The organism is Brevibacillus brevis (genome assembly GCF_900637055.1).
Classification (GTDB): domain Bacteria; phylum Bacillota; class Bacilli; order Brevibacillales; family Brevibacillaceae; genus Brevibacillus; species Brevibacillus brevis.
Genome location: NZ_LR134338.1, coordinates 4,831,619 through 4,848,835 on the forward strand (window position 1 = coordinate 4,831,619; position 17,217 = coordinate 4,848,835).

Genomic DNA, 17,217 nt, shown 5'->3' on the forward strand with positions numbered 1-17,217 from the left:
AGGTCCACTCCCCCTTTCCGTCTGCTATTTTCTACTTTTTAAAGGGAGGAAACCAGGTAGACGCAGACTTTTGTACTTCTTCTACGACCTGCTCAGGGGTGAGCTTGCCTAAATACATGCCTTGGAGGGCGTTTTCCAATGTTTGCTTCGTCGTCGGTTTTCCTTCCGCGAAGTTGACCACCATCAAATAGGGTGTGGCGCTTGATTGGGACAGCTCTGCCATCTTGTTTACCAACGGATCGTCAGTCGATACACCTGGCACCGCGCTGATTCGTTTGAACTGATTCGCGAATAGCTCCCCAAACTTTTTCGTCGCCATGAATTCCATGAACTTCAATGCCTCTTCTTTGTGCTTGGACTTGGCATTGACGGCATACGAGCCATCGACCCAGGTTGTCAGGACTTGTTTTCCGTCATCGGTTGGCATCGGGAAGAAATCAAGTGGCAAATCGGGGTTGAGCTTTTTGATGCCTTCCAGTTCAAAGCTGCCATTGATGAACATCGCTGCTTTTTCCGTGGCGAACAACGTCCGCATATCATTCAATTCGAGACCCACATAATTTTCCGGGAAATAAGGGATAAGCTCTTGCATACGCTGCACGGATTCGAGGAACTCGGCGCTTTTCAGGTCACTTTCTCCTTTTAGGAGCTTGTCGAGATAGTCCGTTCCGCTGTAGCTAGCTGGAGCAATCACACCATGACTGAGAGAGAGGAGCCAGCCCTCCTTTGCTCCGAAAGAAATTGGGACGATTCCTTTCTCTTTCAATGTTTTGGCTGTCGCGATCAGCTCATCCCAGCTTTTCGGTGCCTGGAGGCTATTTTGCTCGAAGATTTTCTTGTTGTAGTAAAATTGCGTGGAGTTCAGGGATAGTGGGACACCGTAGACTTTACCATCTTTACCTGTGGCCGCTGCAAGGACGTCTTTTGGTATGGTAGATATGCCTGGCACATTGTCGAGAGGCTCCAGATGTCCTGCTTCAGCCAGGGCAATCCCCGGAGCGTAGGGACGCAGCTGCAAAATATCTGGACCACTGTCGCTTTGGAGCGCCGTGTTCAGGATGGTATTGTACTCCGTTGCTTTGAATGGCTTGAAGTCGATCTTGATATTCGGATTGTCTGCCTCAAAAGCTTTGATGATTGCTTTGTAGCCCTCCGTGTCTTCTACACGCCAGCTATGCATCGAGAGTGTTACCTGCTGTCCTCCACCCTGCCCGCCGCCAGACTCTGTTTCGTTTCCTCCACCGCTACATCCTGTCACCACCATAACCGCAGCCAACACGATAGAAGCTACATAACGAAAACGAAATTGCTTCATGCGAAACCCTCCCCCTTTTTCTTCCCTTAGGTCTGCAAAAGCTGGGCCGTAACAGCATCATGCAAAATCGGCCGTAATTGCCGAAGCTGATGATTGCGGCCTAGATGTACGACGTTGGTAAGAAAGATGACAGCAAACTGTTGCTCCGGGTCGATCCACATACTGGTACCAGTAAAGCCCGTATGCCCGAAGCTCTTACGATGCAAGCCGCTTCCACAGCTCAGCGTGGTGGAAGCTTGATTGAGCTCCCAGCCATACCCTCTACACCCACCTGCTTGCTCCGCATGATTGCGAATCGCCAGTTCGTACCATTCGCACGCAAGTAATCGAGGATCTTGGTACAACCAGCTCATCGCGTATCGGCACAGATCGTCAGCCGTTGAGAAGAGTCCAGCATGTCCGGCAACCCCTCCCATCGCAAAAGCTTTCTCGTCATGAACCTCGCCTGTGATGTAGGCGTTGGTGAGGCTGCAATATTCAGTAGACGCAATATTCCGATAAATAAACCGATCCGGACAGTAAACGGTATGTGTCATGCCCAATGGGGTGAAGATGCGCCGGGTAACAAACTGATCCAAGCGCTCTCCTGTTGCTTGCTCGATAACAAGGCCCAACCAGATCATGCCCAAATCACTGTAAACTGCACGGGACCCTGGTTTGTGAATCAATTCTTGCGCATACAACAACTCTGGCAAATCGATCTCGCTATCGCGTCTTCTCTCTGCCAAATCTGCCGGCATTCCTGATGTATGCGTAAGCAGCTGTGCGAGTGTGATCCGCTTCTTATCAGCGGGACAATCGGGGAAAAATCGTCCAATCTGATCATCTAGCGCTACCACTCCCTCCTGCACAAGCAAGAGGATAGCAGGCAGCGTCGCCGTTACTTTGGTGAGCGACGCCAGGTCAAACATGGTATCCGGCGTCACCCGCTGGTCTTTGGCGATACTCGTCGTTCCGACATCACACGCATACCAGATACGACGATCACGCACGATTCGCAAGGCAGCTCCCGGCAACAAACCGTTGTCCACCCATCCTTGCAATAGCAGCTCCAGATCGTCCATGTCTTCCCTCCCTTCTCCTACGTCGATGAGCGTTTCGTCCGACTGACAGCAAGCCTTGATTTTTCCAACAGGGGAATGACTTGCTCTTGCATCCTGCTGATCATAGTAATAAACAAAATATCGATGACGTTTAATTGGGCAATGCGTGAAGCCATGGCTCCGCTGCGAATGCTTTTTTCTACCGAGCTGGTGAACAGCCGGATGTTGGCTAGTTCGGCTACAGGCGAGGGACCGAATTTGGTCAGGGTAATGATGGTCGCTCCTTGCTGCTTGGCCTCCGTCAACGATTGAATAATGTCTTCGGTCTGTCCTGAATAAGATATGCCGATGACCACGTCTTTTTCCGTCAACGTGACGGCCGACGTCAATTGTGCGTGAAAATCCGAATAAGCCTCGCACCACAAGTTAATCCGCGAAAATTTTTGCCGGATATCGTCGGCAATGACCGCCGATGCTCCGACGCCGTAGACATCGATCTTTCTGGCTACCGACAGCACGTCGACTGCTTTCTTTACTTCTTCGTTGGACAAGACGGAGAGCGTATCCTGGATGGATTGAATATTATTCCAGCTGACCGCTTGCATAATCGATTCAACTGAACCCTCCATCATAATCTCCTGATAGCTGCCTATCGCCGTCTGTTTCGTCAAATCTCCCGCGACACGCAGCTTTAGCTCCTGATATCCCTTCATATTAAGAGAGCGAGCCAAACGGATAATCGTCGCCTCGGAAACCCCACTATATTCCGCCAGTTTTTGGACAGAAAGCTTCACGACATCTTCCGGGTGAGCCAGGATATAATCAGCGACTTTTCGCTCCGAAGGCTTCAATTGATCCAAGATTGCATGCAGGCTGACAAGCCCTCCATTTAACATATGTGACATCGCTTTCTTCCCCCAAATCTTATCTACATTTTATGTAGCATTATTTCTCTCGTCAATTGTTATCTAATAAACAATATTTCAATATCACGAAGCTCAGTACAACTCTCCTGAATTTGTTCTCTCTTTTTCTAAAAATTCCCCCCTTGACTTTCTCGCGGCGTCAAGCTTTACGCTTGCATCGCTACCAGGAATAAAAAGGAGGATTTTCCCATGAAAACGTTACTGATTAAAGACTGCATGATAGTGACGATGGTTGAGGGAGAGAAGCCATTTCTCGGGGATATTTGGATCGTGGATAGTCGAATCGCCAAAATCGGATCATCCCTTGAAGAAGAAGCCGACCGTGTCATACTGGCTAAAAATAGGGTAGCGATGCCCGGTCTCATCAACGCGCACAACCATGCCAGCATGTCCTTGCTGCGTTCTTTTTCCGATGACCTCAAGCTGATGGATTGGTTGGACAAAAAGATGCTCCCGGCTGAAGCCCGAATGACAAGAGAAGATGTCTACTGGGGAACGACACTCGGGATTGCGGAAATGATCGCCTCTGGCACGACCGCTTTTGCCGATATGTACGTGCATATGGATGCTGTTGCCCAAGCGGTACTTGATTCCGGTATACGTGCTTCCTTGACACGCGGCATGGTCTTTCTCGAGGATGACGGAGGACGACGAATGGCCGAAGCCTTAGACCTTATCGACAACTGGACGGGGTCTGGCGATGGCAGAATCACGACGATGCTCGGTCCACACGCTCCTTATACGTGCCCGCCGAAGCCTTTGCAAGGAGTCATCGAGCTTGCCCGCAAGCGCCAAATCCCGCTCCACATCCATCTGGCTGAAACGATTGAGGAAGGAGAGAAAATCCGGGCCAAGTACAATCAGACTCCCACGGAGTATTTGCATGAACTGGGCATGTTCCACGATACGCACGTCTTGCTCGCGCATGCTGTTCATTTGAATGAATCCGATGTTGCACTTCTTCGCGGGATGAGAGGCGGTGTCGCACATAATCCTGTCAGCAATTTGAAGCTCGGCTGCGGCATCGCCCCTGTCAGAGAACTGATCGAGGCTGGGGTCACTGTCGGGATGGGAACAGATGGTGCTGGCAGTGCTACGACTCTCGATATGTTTGCCGAGATCAAAGCCGCGACTTGGATGCAAAAGCTCAAGCACGGTGATCCGACGGTACTGCCTGCCGAAGCGGCATTGCGCATGGCTACCATCGAAAGTGCAAAGCTGCTTGCGATCGATCACGAGGTCGGAACCTTGGAAGCCGGGAAGAGAGCTGACCTCATCCTGATCGATCTGGATAAACCTCATCTACAGCCTGTCCATGACATCCCTGCCCTGCTTGCCTATAGCGTGACAGGAGCCGATGTGGATACAACCATTGTGAACGGAGAAATTTTGATGCATCAGCGCCAATTCCAAACCCTCCATTGGGAGGAAATAAAGAGAGAAGCGACAGCGCGAGCTAGCCGACTCGTAGAAGGTCTGTAATTGCTTTTGTGCTCACAGGTTGAGCAGGCAGAAGCCAACCGCGAGACACATGGCAAACACGCTCCACATGAAATAGGGAATGAGCAGCGAGGATGCGATTTTGTGGTGGGGACGAATGGCACGAATCAACACCCAAGTCGAATACATCACCAAAATGGTATCCAGCGCAGCCAACACGAGCAGTTGATACCCGATAAACAACACGAAAAAAAGTTGATGAAAAAACCAATTGATTCCATATAGGAGCAAAAGTTCGCGGTCTATCTGCCTCGTTCGAATCAAAATCAGTAACGACCATGCTATGAGTCCGTATAAAATGAGCCAGATGATGCGAAACAAGTAGATTGGCGGTGTTCCATCGGGCTTGGCAAGGGAATCATACCAGGCTCCACCGTCTGGAAAAGCAAGACCACCCAGTGAATAGAGGACCACTCCCGCAAGAAATAGAAGACTATTGTGCACCAATCTCATCCAGGCAGTCACCCTTTCCTCTTCTTTCTCTTCTATATCTATGAGTGGTCCTTCTCTTTTCATGCTAGTTTCAGAGATTTCTTTTTTGGTATAAAAAACTTTTTGGTACGTTGCTGTAGTGCCGGGGAGGAAACAAGAGAAAACGCTCAGCTTCTTGTCCCACCCGCTGGGGGATTCACTGCCCGCCTCCATGCAAAAAGCGAAACCGCGTCCAAAGTGGTCCTTTCAGGATGTATTTCAGAGGTGGACGCTTAAGGGCGTGTTTCACTTTTTGCATTCCGTCTCGGTCGGTGTACCAAAGATCTTCGCTGTTTTCTCCTGTTTCCTCTACGAGCCTTCAGCGTTCAACAGGTTTTAAAAGCCTTAAAAGATTGAGGAATGCAATCAGTTATTTCCAGACGTAGCGACTTGTGGAGTCCTACCGAGCGGAGAAGGGATTTGCGGGCAAAAGAAACGCAACGTGCCCCTACGTCGAAGCGGCTACCACTTTTGCGTTTCCCCGCAAATCCCTTCGGAGCGGGCAGTCTCAACCCCCAGCAGGACGGAGCCTGGAGCTTAGACTGGAAATATTCTTCTCCCCACCGCAGCCACTAAAAAACCTTACAGTTGTTGCTGTAGTGCTGAGGAGGAAACAGGAGAAAACGCTCAGCTTCTAGGGCCACCCCCTGTGGGATTGACTGCCCGGCTCCATGAAAAAAAGCGAAACCCGCGTCCAAAGTCGTCCATTCAGGATGTGTCTCAGAGGTGGACGCTAAAAGCTTGTTTCTCTTTTTTTCATTGCGCCTCGGTCGGTGTCCCTAAGATCTTCGCTTATTTCTCCTGTTTCCTCTACGAGCCTTCAGCGTTCAACAGGTTTTTTAAAAGCCTTAAAAGATTGAGGAATGCAATCAGTTACGACAGAGAAGAATATTTCCAGACGTAGCGACTTGTGGAGTCCTACCGAGCGGAGAAGGAATTTGCATGGCAAAAGAAACGCAACGTGCCCGTGCTACGAAGCGGCTACCACTTTTGCGTTTCCCCGCAAATCCCTTCGGAGCGGGCAGTCTCAACCCCCAGTAGGACGGAGCCTGGAGCCTAGACTGGAAATATTCTTCTCCCCACCGCAGCCACTTACTCAAAACCTTACAGTTGTTGCTGTAGTGCTGGGGAGGAAACAGGAGAAAACGCTCAGCTTCTAGGGCCACCCCCTGTGGGATTGACTGCCCGGCTCCATGAAAAAAAGCGAAACCCGCGTCCAAAGTTGTCCATTCAGGATGTGTCTCAGAGGTGGACGCTAAAAGCTTGTTTCTCTTTTTTTCATTGCGCCTCGGTCGGTGTTCCTAAGATCTTCGCTTATTTCTCCTGTTTCCTCTACGAGCCTTCAGCATTCAACAGGTTTTAAAAGCCTTAAAAGATTGAGGAATGTAATCAGTTACGACAGAGAAGAATATTTCCAGACGTAGCGACTTGTGGAGTCCTACCGAGCGGAGAAGGGATTTGCGGGCAAAAGAAACGCAACGTGCCCCTACGTCGAAGCGGCTACCACTTTTGCGTTTCCCCGCAAATCCCTTCGGAGCGGGCAGTCTCAACCCCCAGCAGGACGGAGCCTGGAGCCTAGACTCGAAATATTCTTCTCCCCACCGCAGCCACATACTAGGAACTCATAAAAAACCCGCTAATCTCATCCTAAGTAGATTAGCGGGTTTATGTATCGAGATCGTGTTATGGCAGACGCAATGTCTCCCCTGGCTTCAATGCCTTGCCTCTGATGTCTTTCTCAGCCAGCTCGGCTACGAATGCTTCCCCATCCTGTTTGATCGGCGGGAATGTATCGTAATGAATGGGCACAACAAAATCGGCTTGCACCCACTCGGCAGCCACGAGTGCATCCTCGGGTCCCATTGTGAACACATCTCCAATCGGCAGGAACGCCAAATCGATATTATGACGCTCTCCGATCAGCTTCATGTCACCAAACAGTCCTGTATCCCCAGCGTGATAGATCGTTTTTCCACCCAGCTCGATCACAAAGCCCCCTGGCATTCCCATGTACACGATTTGTTGCTCATCATCCAGTACGACACCAGAGCTGTGGAACGCCTGTGTCATTTTCACTTTTCCAAATGGAAGTTTGACAGAGCCTCCCAGATTCATCGAGATGGTCTTGACTCCCTGCCAGCTCAAGTAGGTAGCAAGCTCATGGGTTGCAACGATTGTCGCATCGTTTTTCTTGGCCAACTCTACCGCATCCAGAATATGATCTTGGTGTCCGTGTGTCAGAAGGATGTACTGAACAGAGATGTCTTCCAGCTTGGTTGCTGCCACTGGGCTTCCAGAAATAAATGGATCAATCATGATCGAATGCCCTTCACTTGTTACCTGCACAGAAGAATGTCCGTGAAACCGAATATCCAACATAGTGGTACCCCCTCTATTCGCAGCGTTTTTTCAGTCCCTTTTATGTTACCATGCCGCAGGGTGCAAAGAATAGGAAAGGCCGTCGATCACTCGACAGCCTGAGAAATAAATCCTAATTTTATACGGTTAGAACTTAGCAATCACCGTCATGTTCGGTAACGGCAACAATTTTCGAATTCCGAATAATGGTGCGGTTGTTACCATTGTTCTCTCGAAGAGTAATGGTGGACGATTTTACCTCTACCAATCTGCCGAAAAAAGTGCCATCTACGGTTTCAACCTTAACATTTCTACCTTCGAACTTTTTTACCTGGTCTCTGAATGCCATGGTTAATCCCTCCTTCTCATGCATCCTATGTACATTTGGCACAGCCCTACTGAGCACATGCGGAGTTCAAGAGAAAATGTACTTGTACCCGTCCGTCATTTGTCCTCATACTTTCTCTCCAACTTTGTCGTCTGATGGCAAATTTACGCCAAGCTACAGCGCTGCATACGAACACTGTTAGATTTTGTCGCACGATTCCAAAAGGAAAACCATTTTGACGTACAGAAACGGTATAGCAAGAGATGAGCGGATTTACGCAGAGGAGGGATTTCCATGGGAGAGGTTATCGAGTTATTGGCACGGGAGAGAACGTACAGTGGCAGAGAGGTTGCGGGACTGTTAGGAATTGGGGCCAGCACCTTGCGCAAGTGGAGCATGCTCTTGGAACAGCATGGCTACTGGTTTTTGCGGGATAGTCAGAATCGTCGGGAGTACAGGCAGGTAGATATTACGTGTCTTCAGCGCTTTTATAGCTTAACGAAGGACCAACTCATTCCGCAAGATGAGGCTGCCCGAATGGTTGCTACGCAAAGCTCACCTGAACCTGCCCGAAAGGAAACGGCCGTTGCGGTTGCATTCCCGCCTGTTTCCTCACATCCGGATCTGAACCACACTGCTCTTGAAGAGCTGGATGAAAAGCTGCATGCCTTGGCTTCCCATGTCCAGCAACAAGACGCCGCCTACTTAGCGCTGTTAGCACGTGTAGAAAAGCAGGAAACCTATATTACCAACAACCTGAAGGAACGTGATCGCCGCTTGACCAAGGCAATGAATGACATTATGGATGCCAAAATCGAGTTAGCCAAAATCAGAGATGCTGAACGGAAAACATCGATTTGGCAGAAGCTTTTTCGGATTCGCTAGACGGCTGCAAACTGTACATTGTCGCCTTCTTTTTTCTCGCTGCCAGCTGGCTTAGGATGCCCGGACGTCTCGCTTACGAAATGGCCAGATCCACATGATAAACGCTCCATCCAGTTGCTCCGGGCAGCCTTCGCTCTTACCACAAAACACCTCTACTTTTCCTCTTTTTTCCGCGGTTTTTCTCCTGTTTTCGCCATTCTTTTCTATGGAAATTTCTTATTGATAATAGTAATCATTCTCTATATAATCATAATCGATCCAATAGAGATTGATTCTCATTATCATAAATGTTCAGGAGGCTACGTACATTGAAACATGCAGGATGGAAAACCGGGATGATTGCTTTGCTACTGACAGGTGTAGTTGGATGCAGCAATTCCGCGTCCCCCGAAGCTCCCACACAACAATCTGCTACCAGCTCACATCCGGACTCGTCGACATCAAGTCAACAAGCCTTTCATACAATCAAAATCAGCGTAGATGAAAAGAAGGCAGAAGAGCTACTCACCCAATTCAAAACACAGCCACCTACAAAAGTCGTGACCGTTTCCGTAGCGATTACCGAAATACTGAACGAGCTGGGTGTCACTCCCGTAGGCGTACCGACGACAAGCAGCAAGCTGCCAGCCTCCCTCGACAATGTTCCGCGTATCGGCACTTCTCACCAGCCTGATTTGGAGCAGGTCGCGAAGCTTCAGCCTGACGTCATTCTCGGCCCTACCTCAATCCAAGCGAGCATTGATAAAAAATTCAAGCCCGCTGCGTTACCCACTGCGTACTTGCCTGTAGACTCAATCGACGAGCTCAAACTGTCTACCGTCGTACTCGGACGCCTGTTCAAGCAGGAAGAGAAAGCAACAGCGTTTCTCCAATCCATCATGGAAAAGGAAAAAACCATCATAGAAGCAACCAAAGGAAAATCCGCTCCCAAAGTATTGTTTTTATTTGGTTCAGCCGAGTCCCTTATGGTCATGAATGAAAATACATTTGTCGGAAGCCTTGCCCGCAATCTCGGCGCATCCAACGTCGCTTCCGATGTCCTGAAACAAACCGAAACATACGTGCCGCTCAACATGGAATCAATTGTAGCTGCCAATCCCGATGTCATCTTACTGGTAGCGCATGGCGATCCGAACGCGGTAACCAAAAAGTTCGAAGAAGACGTGAAGAAAAACGGCGCATGGGAAAAACTGAGCGCATTTAAAAATGGCAAAATGAAAGCACTCGATTACAGCACATTCGGGATCGCCTCTCTGGTAAAAGTCCCGGCTGCCTACGAGGAGCTCGCAAACATCCTGTATAACGAATAAGGAGTTTTTCCAGTGAACCAGCACATTCCGAACAGGAAAGCAGCTCTCTTGGTGACAGCTTGCATCATGCTCGTTGTAGCTGTACTGCTCTCCATTGGTCTGGGGAGCGTGCGCCTCACTCTTGCCGAAACGATTGAAACCTTACTCGGACACGGCGATGCCGCCAGTCAAACCATCCTGTGGGATATCCGGATTCCGCGTATTTTTCTTGCCCTATTGATCGGGGCCAATCTCGCTGCATCGGGTGCCCTCCTGCAAGCAGTCATGCAAAATCCGCTTGCCGATCCAGGCTTGACGGGCGTATCCAGTGGGGCGGCCGTTACGGTGTTGTTCATCATGCTGGTCGTGCCCGACTATTCTTACTTGATACCTCTAGCTGCCATCATTGGTGGCGGAGTAGCAGCAGGCATGGTCTACTCCATGGCTTGGAAAAAACAGGGTGGATTAACACCTGTGCGCATCATATTATCGGGGGTTGCCGTCAACGCTGTCTTCGGTGGAGCAATCGGGTTATTGTCCATCCTGTATAGTGACAAGCTGCCGGGTGCGCTGCAATGGATGAATGGCAGTCTGTCCGGAAAAGGCATGGGCGATGTCATGGTGATGCTTCCCTACTCGATCGTCGGGTGGATCGCAGCCCTGTTATCGATCAGGCAGGCAAACATTTTGCGCCTCGGAGAACAAGTCGCTCACAATTTAGGGCAGAACTTGCATCGCTTGCGCCTCTCTCTTTCTATCATCGCGGTCTATCTGGCAGCTGTTTCGGTATCGACTGTCGGCCTTGTTGGGTTTATCGGACTCGTCGTCCCGCACATGGCTCGCATGCTCGTCGGCTCTGATTACCGTCTCTGCTTGCCGTTTAGCCTCGTGCTTGGCTCTCTTGTCTTGCTTGTTGCCGATACGTTTGGTCGAACTGCATTCGCTCCTTTGGAGATTCCTGCCGGGATTGTGATGGCAATCGTGGGCGGACCTTATTTTCTTTACTTGATGCGAAAAGGGGGCATGTGACATGTTACAGGTGCAATCGTTGAACATCAGCTACGGTCCGCGCACAATCGTCCATGACTTTTCCCTCGATATCCAAGAAGGAGAGGTTGTTTCGATCATTGGTCCAAACGGTTCAGGAAAATCATCGATTCTCAAAGCGATTTCACGGCTGATTCCTTGTAAAAGCGGCCGTGTATGTATTGCGGATCAAGAATTGAACAGCCTGAGTATGAAGCAAATCTCTCGCATCATGTGCATGCTTTGCCAATCCAACACGTGCCCGTCAGACGTAACCGTAGGAGAGCTGGTTGGATATGGTCGCGTTCCCCATAAAAAATGGTTTGAGCGCCTGAGTGGCGAAGACTATGAGATCGTCACGTGGGCTTTGGAACAAACCGATATGCTCAGCTACAAGGACCGCTACCTCGTCTCTCTGTCTGGCGGGGAAGCACAGCGTGCATGGATCGCGATGGCTTTGGCCCAACGACCGAAAATTTTGTTGCTCGATGAACCAACTACCTATTTGGACATCGCCCATCAACTGGATGTGCTCGAGCTCGTTCGCAAGCTGAATCAGGATTTGAAGCTGACGGTTGTCATGGTGCTGCATGATTTGAATCACGCCAGCGCCTACAGCGATAAAATTTGTGTGATTAATGACGGAAGCCTGCGTATTTTTGGAAAACCTCAAGATGTGCTTACGATGGAGCTGATTCGCAGCGTGTACGGTGTCGAAACCGAGATTCAGTACACACCAGACAGCGCTAGCCCAAGGATTCACGTACTGAAAAAAGCAAACGAAACAAGTGAGGTGCTCGTATGAAAGCGATGGATAAGGAAGCGATGAAGGCCCAGTACCAATCGTTTGCTGCAAACATGAAGACACTCATGTTAAGCACGGTCGACGAGCATGGAAAACCGTTTCTCTCCTATGCCCCGTTCGTCAAATACGATGGAAAGTTCTACATCTACATTAGTAAAATTGCGAATCACTATCGCTACATGGAAGAAAATCCGGCAGTCGATGTCATGCTCATTGAAGACGAGTCGAAAGCAACCAATCTGTTTGCTCGCCAGCGCGCCCGCTTCGTGTGTTCGGCCCTGAATTTGGGTAATGCCGGTTACGATGCGATCTTCGAGCTGTTTGCACAGTCATTTGGAAAAAACATGATGGATATGCTGCGCGGCCTTGATTTTTCCTTGTTCGAATTGACGCCATCTGAGGGACGCTATGTAGCTGGGTTCGGTCAGGCTTACGACATTGACCTGACAGCCGATAAATTTGTCCACGTCAACCGAGATGGTCACACATCCCAAAAATAACGGAGGGGCATCAGCCATGACCTATTCAACCGCATTGACACTTTGGCTCACCATCCAGGAACGTTTTCACAAGACTGCGAAAAGCTTGCCCGAGCAAGATTTGCGTTTGAGCATGAATGGAGTCTCCATCGGGTATATGCTGCGCCATAGCGCTGAGGTCGAGTACATGTTTGCCGAATGGTTTTTCGGCCGGAGCATCCCAGTGGACGTAGAGCTATTGACGAAAAACGGTCCTGCCGGAACCAAAGTTACATTTACCAACGTGCAAGAGCTCGCTGATTTCATGACCGCTTCCAACCAACACCTGATCGATGCGATGCGTGACTTACCGGAGGAAGCTTGGCACAAATCCGTTGAAACGCCATTGGGCTCTTCTACTCCTTTGGAAGCATTGGGTCGCCTCATGTATCACACGGGTATCCATGCCGGACAAATTTCGCAGATTCAAAAATCATTTCACACCAAAGAAAAAGAACTCACCCACTGAGTTCGATTACTGCCTTTCACACGCCAAAAAGAGCTTCCCGTCTCTCTTGACTGGAAGCTCTTCTGCATGTATGCCACTCTCGTTACATCACGATTTTTCTTGCCGCGTTGACGAACATTTTTACGCCGACTTCGAGCGCATCCTCGTCGATCGTAAAGCGTGGATGGTGGTGTGGATATGTGATGCCTTTTTCTTTGTTTCCGGCAGCGACGTAGAAGAAGCAGCCTGGCGCTTTTTGCTGGAAGGCGGAGAAATCCTCGCCACCCATGGTTGGACGCATATGCTCTACCCATTCTGCTCCCAGTGATTCTTCGACGACCTCTTCCATCAATTTCGTCACTTCAGCATCGTTGATGACCGGGCGATAGCCAAATTCGTATTTGAACTTGTACCCCGCGCCGTGTGCTTCTGTAATGCCTTTGATCACGCGTTCCATGAGTCCCGGAACCGACTCGCGCAGATTTTTGTCAAAGCTGCGGACTGTCCCGCAAATCTCTACAGCACCCGGAATGACGTTATGTGTTGTTCCACCCACAAATTGTGTGACAGAAAGAACCAGATTATCGAGCGGATCCGCATTGCGGGATACGATGTGCTGGAGGTTAGTCACCACTTGTGCCGCAATTGCAATGCTGTCGATCGTTTCATGCGGGAGCGCCGCATGTCCGCCTTTTCCAAGAACAGTGATCCAGAACGTATCAGGAGCTGCCATCATTGGACCTGGGCAGATACCCACTGTCCCAAACTCCATCGTCGACCACAGATGCGTGCCAATCACCATATCTACGCCGTCCATGACGCCTGCCTGTACCATTTCCTCCGCTCCGCCTGGGTATACTTCCTCCGCGTGCTGAAAGAAGAAACGAACCTCTCCCTTGATCTGATCCTTCATCCCGGACAGCAGCTTTGCCGTTCCGAGCAGCATGGAAGTATGTCCGTCGTGTCCGCACGCATGCATGACGCCAGGATTTTTCGATACGAATTCAAACGTATTCTCTTCCGTAATCGGCAATGCGTCCATGTCAGCGCGCATGGCGAGCACTTTTCCAGGCTGGGAACCGATCAATCTGGCCATCACACTGTTTTTCGTCGGTCTGGACACTTCCAGATTGCCAAAGGTAAGCAGTGTCTCATATACAAACTGTGCTGTTTTTTCTTCATGGAAGGATAATTCCGGATTCTCGTGCAAATACCGTCTCCACGCGATTACCTGATCCTTGATTTCTTCGACCGCCTTATTAAGCGTTCCCACTGCTGTTGCTGTCATCGCCGCTCTCCTCCTGATTTACGTGGCTCCCCCACTTACTATCTCTTATGCCTATTTTGCCAAGGATAAAACGGTTCGGTACAGTACTTGCGCTCCGTTCGCACAATCCTCTTTTGTCGTGAACTCTGCCGGGTTGTGGCTAATGCCATCCTTGGAACGAGCGAAAATCATCCCAACCGGGCACAGCTCAACTAGCTGCATGCAATCATGCCCTGCGCCACTTGGCAGTCTAAATGCTTCCAAGCCTTCAGCCTCACACGCTTCGGCTACAGCATTCTGGATATCGTCCGAGCATACAGCAGGAGCTATGCGTTGCAGCAGCTCTACTTTCAACGTCACATTGCGATTAGCACAGATCGCTTTTGCCCGTTCATAAATACGCTGTTCCACTTCATCACGGATCGCTTCATCCACATCGCGCAAATCAAGCGAAAACTCGACTCGTCCCGGAATGACATTCACTCCACCAGGGAAAGCTTGCAGCCTTCCAACCGTCCCTACACTGGTTCCAGTCCGTCCGGCTTCTTCCTCAATAGCAAGCATCACCTGAGCGGCGGCTGCCATCGGATCACGGCGCAAATTCATCGGCGTTGCCCCGGCATGACCGGCTTCTCCCTCTAGCACGAAATTCAACCAGAGCGGACCCGCTACTCCTGTCACGATCCCGACAGATAGCCCGCGGCTCTCCAGTACCTTGCCTTGCTCGATATGTAGCTCTACATACGCTTTCACACTTCCGGGAGTTCTGGCAGCGAGACTGGTGCGATCCGGATCAAGACCCGTTTGTCGCATGGCTTCGGCAATCGAGATCCCATTCTTGTCTGCTTGTTCCAGCTCGTCACGCTTGATCAGACCCGCGATACCGCGACTGCCGATCATCCCGTAACCAAAACGCGTTCCTTCTTCATCCGTGAACGCGATGACTTCGATCGGATGCTCTGTTTCGATCCCCTGTTCCTGCATCGTCTGTAAAACTTCTACACCAGCCAGTACCCCAAGTGGGCCGTCATAATCGCCGCCATTTGGTACGGAGTCGATATGCGAGCCAACCAAAACGACAGGAGCGGCCGGATTTTTCCCTTCTTTTCGCCCAATCAAATTCCCGACCTCATCTTCGCGAACGCAGAGACCTGCTTCCTTCATAAAGCCTGTGACGAGATCCTTTGCCGCCCGTTCCTCAGGCGTAAAAGACAACCGGGTGATGCCGCCCGCCTCTTGCTTCCCAATGTTGCCAAGCTGTCCCAATCGATCCCACAATCGATCCGAATTGATCATGACGCGCCACTCCTCCTTCTATGTAGTGCCAATAACGGTTGATTAACGGTTATGTCCTTAATTGTATAATAGTCTGTCTATTTTGAAAAGGCGGCAACCTTGGACCCCGAAATAAAGTCCTAGACTGCCGCATCTCTTCATTCCGCATGACAAATCCATCTCCCAAAAAGTCCCGTAGAATGAAACCTGCTTCTATTCGTAAAGCCAGATTCTCTCAATAGCTGTTCGATTTTAGGTTCAGATAGAAAAGAATCATTTGTCATGAGGGTATTTCCCATCTCGTCTACTTTCGCTGATTTCCTTATGGAGATCCTTCTACGTTATAATTGATGTCCTCCAATGCTTCCGCCGCAGTTTCCCTAATAGAATCGTTCGGAGAATGTAAGTAAGGCTCCATTACTTTTATAAATTTTCGGTTTTTTGAACAACCAAGGATGGATAATGCATAATCAAGGATAGCATCGTCTAGTGTTGGCAGAACATCTGCTAATGGATCCCATTCTACATTTCTTGCGACACCTTGATATGTTACTGCATTCATGAGTAGATAAAACAACCTTTCCTTTACATCAAAGTTTTCTTCTGCAATTGCAAGGTCTAAGGCATGCTCTGTAAATGTTATCACGTCATTCGGATCATGGGTTCCATACTCCAGCAAATCACCAATTTCAGCCAATCTGATGTCTAGATCTTCACCTCTATTCAAGAATAATCTTTTCAGGTAGGTAACGTCGATCATATGATCCTCCTATCAATCTTCCTTAATTCCCCTTTCAAATGCCCGATCGTCTCTACTCGATCCCCTGCCTCCTGCTCATCAAACAAGAGCTGCTCTAGCAATTCACATATATCTTCCAACGCACGTCGGATTTGATAGAATTCCAACGCTTGTCGATTGATCACATAATTTGTATGTGTTTTCCGATAGATAGCCATAAACTCCTCAAAAAAAGGCTCCTCTACCAAAAACATCAGATCTGCTTCTACCGGAGCCAGCTTCAATCCTTCCCAGTCTATGAGAATAAGCTGCTGACCAGATTGCATCAGATTCCAGTTATGAAGGTCCGTATGGCAAAGTTTCATTTTCATCTCACTGCCTCGCAATTCGTCTCCAATCACCTCCAACTGATTCATGCGGTCAGCCAGTACGTTTACAAAAGGTTTGACGATTTCATTCACATCGTCCGGCAGACGGTGGATATCTTCGTTCAGCATTTCTCGAAACTGCTCGGCAAATGGGATGCGGAAGTCTTCCTTGATTGCAGCCGTACTGACCGGGATTTCTTCCCCGTACAAATGCAACTCCGCTATGATTTCTGCTAGCTGGCGAACTTGCAACGAGTGTAACGCTTGGTTCCCAATGGTTTTCCCCTCAATATAGGCAAACAGCTGATAGATGCCCATGTCGTCTTCATGTTTATACGCGGCGTTTCTTGTCAGCAGCGGAACTGGAAGTTTGCCTTGCAGTCTGGTCTGGCGTGATAGCCACTGGATAATGGGAACATACTTATCGATCAGCGCTGTCCACTTGGGCGTAGATGCTCTGCTTTTTTCATAGACCTTCAAGAAATAGCAATGCTGGTCGCTGATGACTTTATAAGCAAGCGCCGACCATCCTCCTTGCTGAGGGGTCACATCAACAGCGTCTATATCATAATGGTGTCTCACTATGTTTTTTAAATGATCCATGGGATACTCCTTTCCAACTCCCTATATATACGAGGTAAATTACCACCAACATA

18 protein-coding genes are annotated in these 17,217 nt (G+C 49.5%); 7 read left to right on the plus strand and 11 right to left on the minus strand.

Going from position 1 to position 17,217, the window contains the following annotated elements; all coding sequences use genetic code 11:
• Positions 1-31: 31 nt before the first annotated feature.
• From EL268_RS23180 to EL268_RS23190, 3 genes are read right to left on the minus strand one after another with little or no spacing between them, the layout of a single operon-like run.
• Positions 32-1,315, minus strand: a complete 1,284-nt coding sequence (locus EL268_RS23180; protein WP_106654042.1) for an ABC transporter substrate-binding protein — start codon at positions 1,313-1,315, stop codon at positions 32-34.
• A gap of 26 nt (positions 1,316-1,341) precedes the next feature.
• Positions 1,342-2,379, minus strand: a complete 1,038-nt coding sequence (locus tag EL268_RS23185) for a serine hydrolase domain-containing protein (protein WP_106654041.1) — start codon at positions 2,377-2,379, stop codon at positions 1,342-1,344.
• A gap of 17 nt (positions 2,380-2,396) precedes the next feature.
• Positions 2,397-3,254, minus strand: a complete 858-nt coding sequence (locus tag EL268_RS23190; RefSeq protein ID WP_456263994.1) for a MurR/RpiR family transcriptional regulator — start codon at positions 3,252-3,254, stop codon at positions 2,397-2,399.
• A gap of 219 nt (positions 3,255-3,473) precedes the next feature.
• Between EL268_RS23190 and EL268_RS23195 the strand changes: the two genes are divergently transcribed.
• Positions 3,474-4,766: an amidohydrolase gene (locus tag EL268_RS23195; protein ID WP_106654039.1), complete on the plus strand. Its 1,293-nt coding sequence runs from the start codon at positions 3,474-3,476 to the stop codon at positions 4,764-4,766.
• A 12-nt stretch (positions 4,767-4,778) separates the two neighbouring features.
• Here the strand turns inward: EL268_RS23195 and EL268_RS23200 are convergent, their stop codons facing one another.
• From EL268_RS23200 to EL268_RS23220, 3 genes are all read right to left on the minus strand, one after another.
• Positions 4,779-5,237 (minus strand): TspO/MBR family protein, encoded by a 459-nt coding sequence (locus EL268_RS23200; RefSeq protein ID WP_106654077.1) that lies wholly within the window; start codon positions 5,235-5,237, stop codon positions 4,779-4,781.
• A gap of 1,701 nt (positions 5,238-6,938) precedes the next feature.
• Entirely contained in the window at positions 6,939-7,634 is a 696-nt protein-coding gene (locus tag EL268_RS23215) for a metal-dependent hydrolase (RefSeq protein WP_106655618.1), read from the minus strand.
• A gap of 133 nt (positions 7,635-7,767) precedes the next feature.
• Complete coding sequence (locus EL268_RS23220; protein ID WP_106655619.1) at positions 7,768-7,962, minus strand: DUF2642 domain-containing protein; 195 nt, start codon at positions 7,960-7,962, stop codon at positions 7,768-7,770.
• Between the two features lie 273 nt (positions 7,963-8,235).
• Here EL268_RS23220 and EL268_RS23225 point away from each other — a divergent pair, with 273 nt between their 5' ends.
• Positions 8,236-8,826 (plus strand): MerR family transcriptional regulator, encoded by a 591-nt coding sequence (locus EL268_RS23225; protein ID WP_106655620.1) that lies wholly within the window; start codon positions 8,236-8,238, stop codon positions 8,824-8,826.
• Here the strand turns inward: EL268_RS23225 and EL268_RS32920 are convergent.
• Positions 8,823-8,969 carry a hypothetical protein gene (locus EL268_RS32920; protein WP_164724508.1) on the minus strand — a complete coding sequence of 49 codons (147 nt, stop codon included), beginning with the start codon at positions 8,967-8,969 and terminating at the stop codon, positions 8,823-8,825. The two genes, EL268_RS23225 and EL268_RS32920, sit on opposite strands and share 4 nt — an antisense overlap.
• Positions 8,970-9,134: 165 nt before the next feature.
• On the opposite strand from EL268_RS32920, the gene EL268_RS23230 reads away from it, so the two are divergent.
• Genes EL268_RS23230 through EL268_RS23250 form a run of 5 tightly spaced genes read left to right on the plus strand, consistent with a single transcriptional unit; the run spans position 9,135 to position 12,933 of the window.
• On the plus strand, positions 9,135-10,136 hold the full coding sequence (locus tag EL268_RS23230) for a helical backbone metal receptor (RefSeq protein ID WP_106655621.1): 1,002 nt from the start codon (positions 9,135-9,137) through the stop codon (positions 10,134-10,136).
• A 12-nt stretch (positions 10,137-10,148) separates the two neighbouring features.
• Complete coding sequence (locus EL268_RS23235; RefSeq protein WP_106655622.1) at positions 10,149-11,144, plus strand: FecCD family ABC transporter permease; 996 nt, start codon at positions 10,149-10,151, stop codon at positions 11,142-11,144.
• Between the two features lies 1 nt (position 11,145).
• Positions 11,146-11,946 (plus strand): ABC transporter ATP-binding protein, encoded by an 801-nt coding sequence (locus EL268_RS23240; RefSeq protein WP_106655623.1) that lies wholly within the window; start codon positions 11,146-11,148, stop codon positions 11,944-11,946.
• Positions 11,943-12,446, plus strand: a complete 504-nt coding sequence (locus tag EL268_RS23245; RefSeq protein ID WP_106655624.1) for a HugZ family pyridoxamine 5'-phosphate oxidase — start codon at positions 11,943-11,945, stop codon at positions 12,444-12,446. Before EL268_RS23240 ends, EL268_RS23245 begins: the two co-directional genes overlap by 4 nt.
• Positions 12,447-12,462: 16 nt before the next feature.
• Positions 12,463-12,933: a DinB family protein gene (locus EL268_RS23250; RefSeq protein ID WP_106655625.1), complete on the plus strand. Its 471-nt coding sequence runs from the start codon at positions 12,463-12,465 to the stop codon at positions 12,931-12,933.
• Positions 12,934-13,015: 82 nt separating this feature from the next.
• Here EL268_RS23250 and EL268_RS23255 read toward each other — a convergent pair whose 3' ends face one another.
• From EL268_RS23255 to EL268_RS23275, 4 genes are all read right to left on the minus strand, one after another.
• Positions 13,016-14,200, minus strand: coding sequence for a M20 family metallopeptidase (locus tag EL268_RS23255; protein WP_106655626.1), 1,185 nt, complete (start codon positions 14,198-14,200; stop codon positions 13,016-13,018).
• Positions 14,201-14,251: 51 nt separating this feature from the next.
• Positions 14,252-15,475, minus strand: a complete 1,224-nt coding sequence (locus EL268_RS23260; protein WP_106655627.1) for a Zn-dependent hydrolase — start codon at positions 15,473-15,475, stop codon at positions 14,252-14,254.
• Positions 15,476-15,776: 301 nt separating this feature from the next.
• Positions 15,777-16,214: a hypothetical protein gene (locus EL268_RS23270; RefSeq protein WP_106655628.1), complete on the minus strand. Its 438-nt coding sequence runs from the start codon at positions 16,212-16,214 to the stop codon at positions 15,777-15,779.
• Positions 16,211-17,164, minus strand: a complete 954-nt coding sequence (locus EL268_RS23275; protein ID WP_106655629.1) for an aminoglycoside phosphotransferase family protein — start codon at positions 17,162-17,164, stop codon at positions 16,211-16,213. Before EL268_RS23275 ends, EL268_RS23270 begins: the two co-directional genes overlap by 4 nt.
• Positions 17,165-17,217 lie beyond the last annotated feature (53 nt).

Excerpts from the sequence above, each read along its gene's own strand:
- EL268_RS23180 (WP_106654042.1), bottom strand. The coding sequence starts at position 1,315 with ATGAAGCAATTTCGTTTTCGTTATGTAGCTTCTATCGTGTTGGCTGCG.
- EL268_RS23185 (WP_106654041.1), bottom strand. The coding sequence starts at position 2,379 with ATGGACGATCTGGAGCTGCTATTGCAAGGATGGGTGGACAACGGTTTG.
- EL268_RS23190 (WP_456263994.1), bottom strand. The coding sequence starts at position 3,254 with ATGTTAAATGGAGGGCTTGTCAGCCTGCATGCAATCTTGGATCAATTG.
- EL268_RS23195 (WP_106654039.1), top strand. The coding sequence starts at position 3,474 with ATGAAAACGTTACTGATTAAAGACTGCATGATAGTGACGATGGTTGAG.
- EL268_RS23200 (WP_106654077.1), bottom strand. The coding sequence starts at position 5,237 with ATGAGATTGGTGCACAATAGTCTTCTATTTCTTGCGGGAGTGGTCCTC.
- EL268_RS23215 (WP_106655618.1), bottom strand. The coding sequence starts at position 7,634 with ATGTTGGATATTCGGTTTCACGGACATTCTTCTGTGCAGGTAACAAGT.
- EL268_RS23220 (WP_106655619.1), bottom strand. The coding sequence starts at position 7,962 with ATGGCATTCAGAGACCAGGTAAAAAAGTTCGAAGGTAGAAATGTTAAG.
- EL268_RS23225 (WP_106655620.1), top strand. The coding sequence starts at position 8,236 with ATGGGAGAGGTTATCGAGTTATTGGCACGGGAGAGAACGTACAGTGGC.
- EL268_RS23240 (WP_106655623.1), top strand. The coding sequence starts at position 11,146 with ATGTTACAGGTGCAATCGTTGAACATCAGCTACGGTCCGCGCACAATC.
- EL268_RS23245 (WP_106655624.1), top strand. The coding sequence starts at position 11,943 with ATGAAAGCGATGGATAAGGAAGCGATGAAGGCCCAGTACCAATCGTTT.
- EL268_RS23250 (WP_106655625.1), top strand. The coding sequence starts at position 12,463 with ATGACCTATTCAACCGCATTGACACTTTGGCTCACCATCCAGGAACGT.
- EL268_RS23255 (WP_106655626.1), bottom strand. The coding sequence starts at position 14,200 with ATGACAGCAACAGCAGTGGGAACGCTTAATAAGGCGGTCGAAGAAATC.
- EL268_RS23260 (WP_106655627.1), bottom strand. The coding sequence starts at position 15,475 with ATGATCAATTCGGATCGATTGTGGGATCGATTGGGACAGCTTGGCAAC.
- EL268_RS23270 (WP_106655628.1), bottom strand. The coding sequence starts at position 16,214 with ATGATCGACGTTACCTACCTGAAAAGATTATTCTTGAATAGAGGTGAA.
- EL268_RS23275 (WP_106655629.1), bottom strand. The coding sequence starts at position 17,164 with ATGGATCATTTAAAAAACATAGTGAGACACCATTATGATATAGACGCT.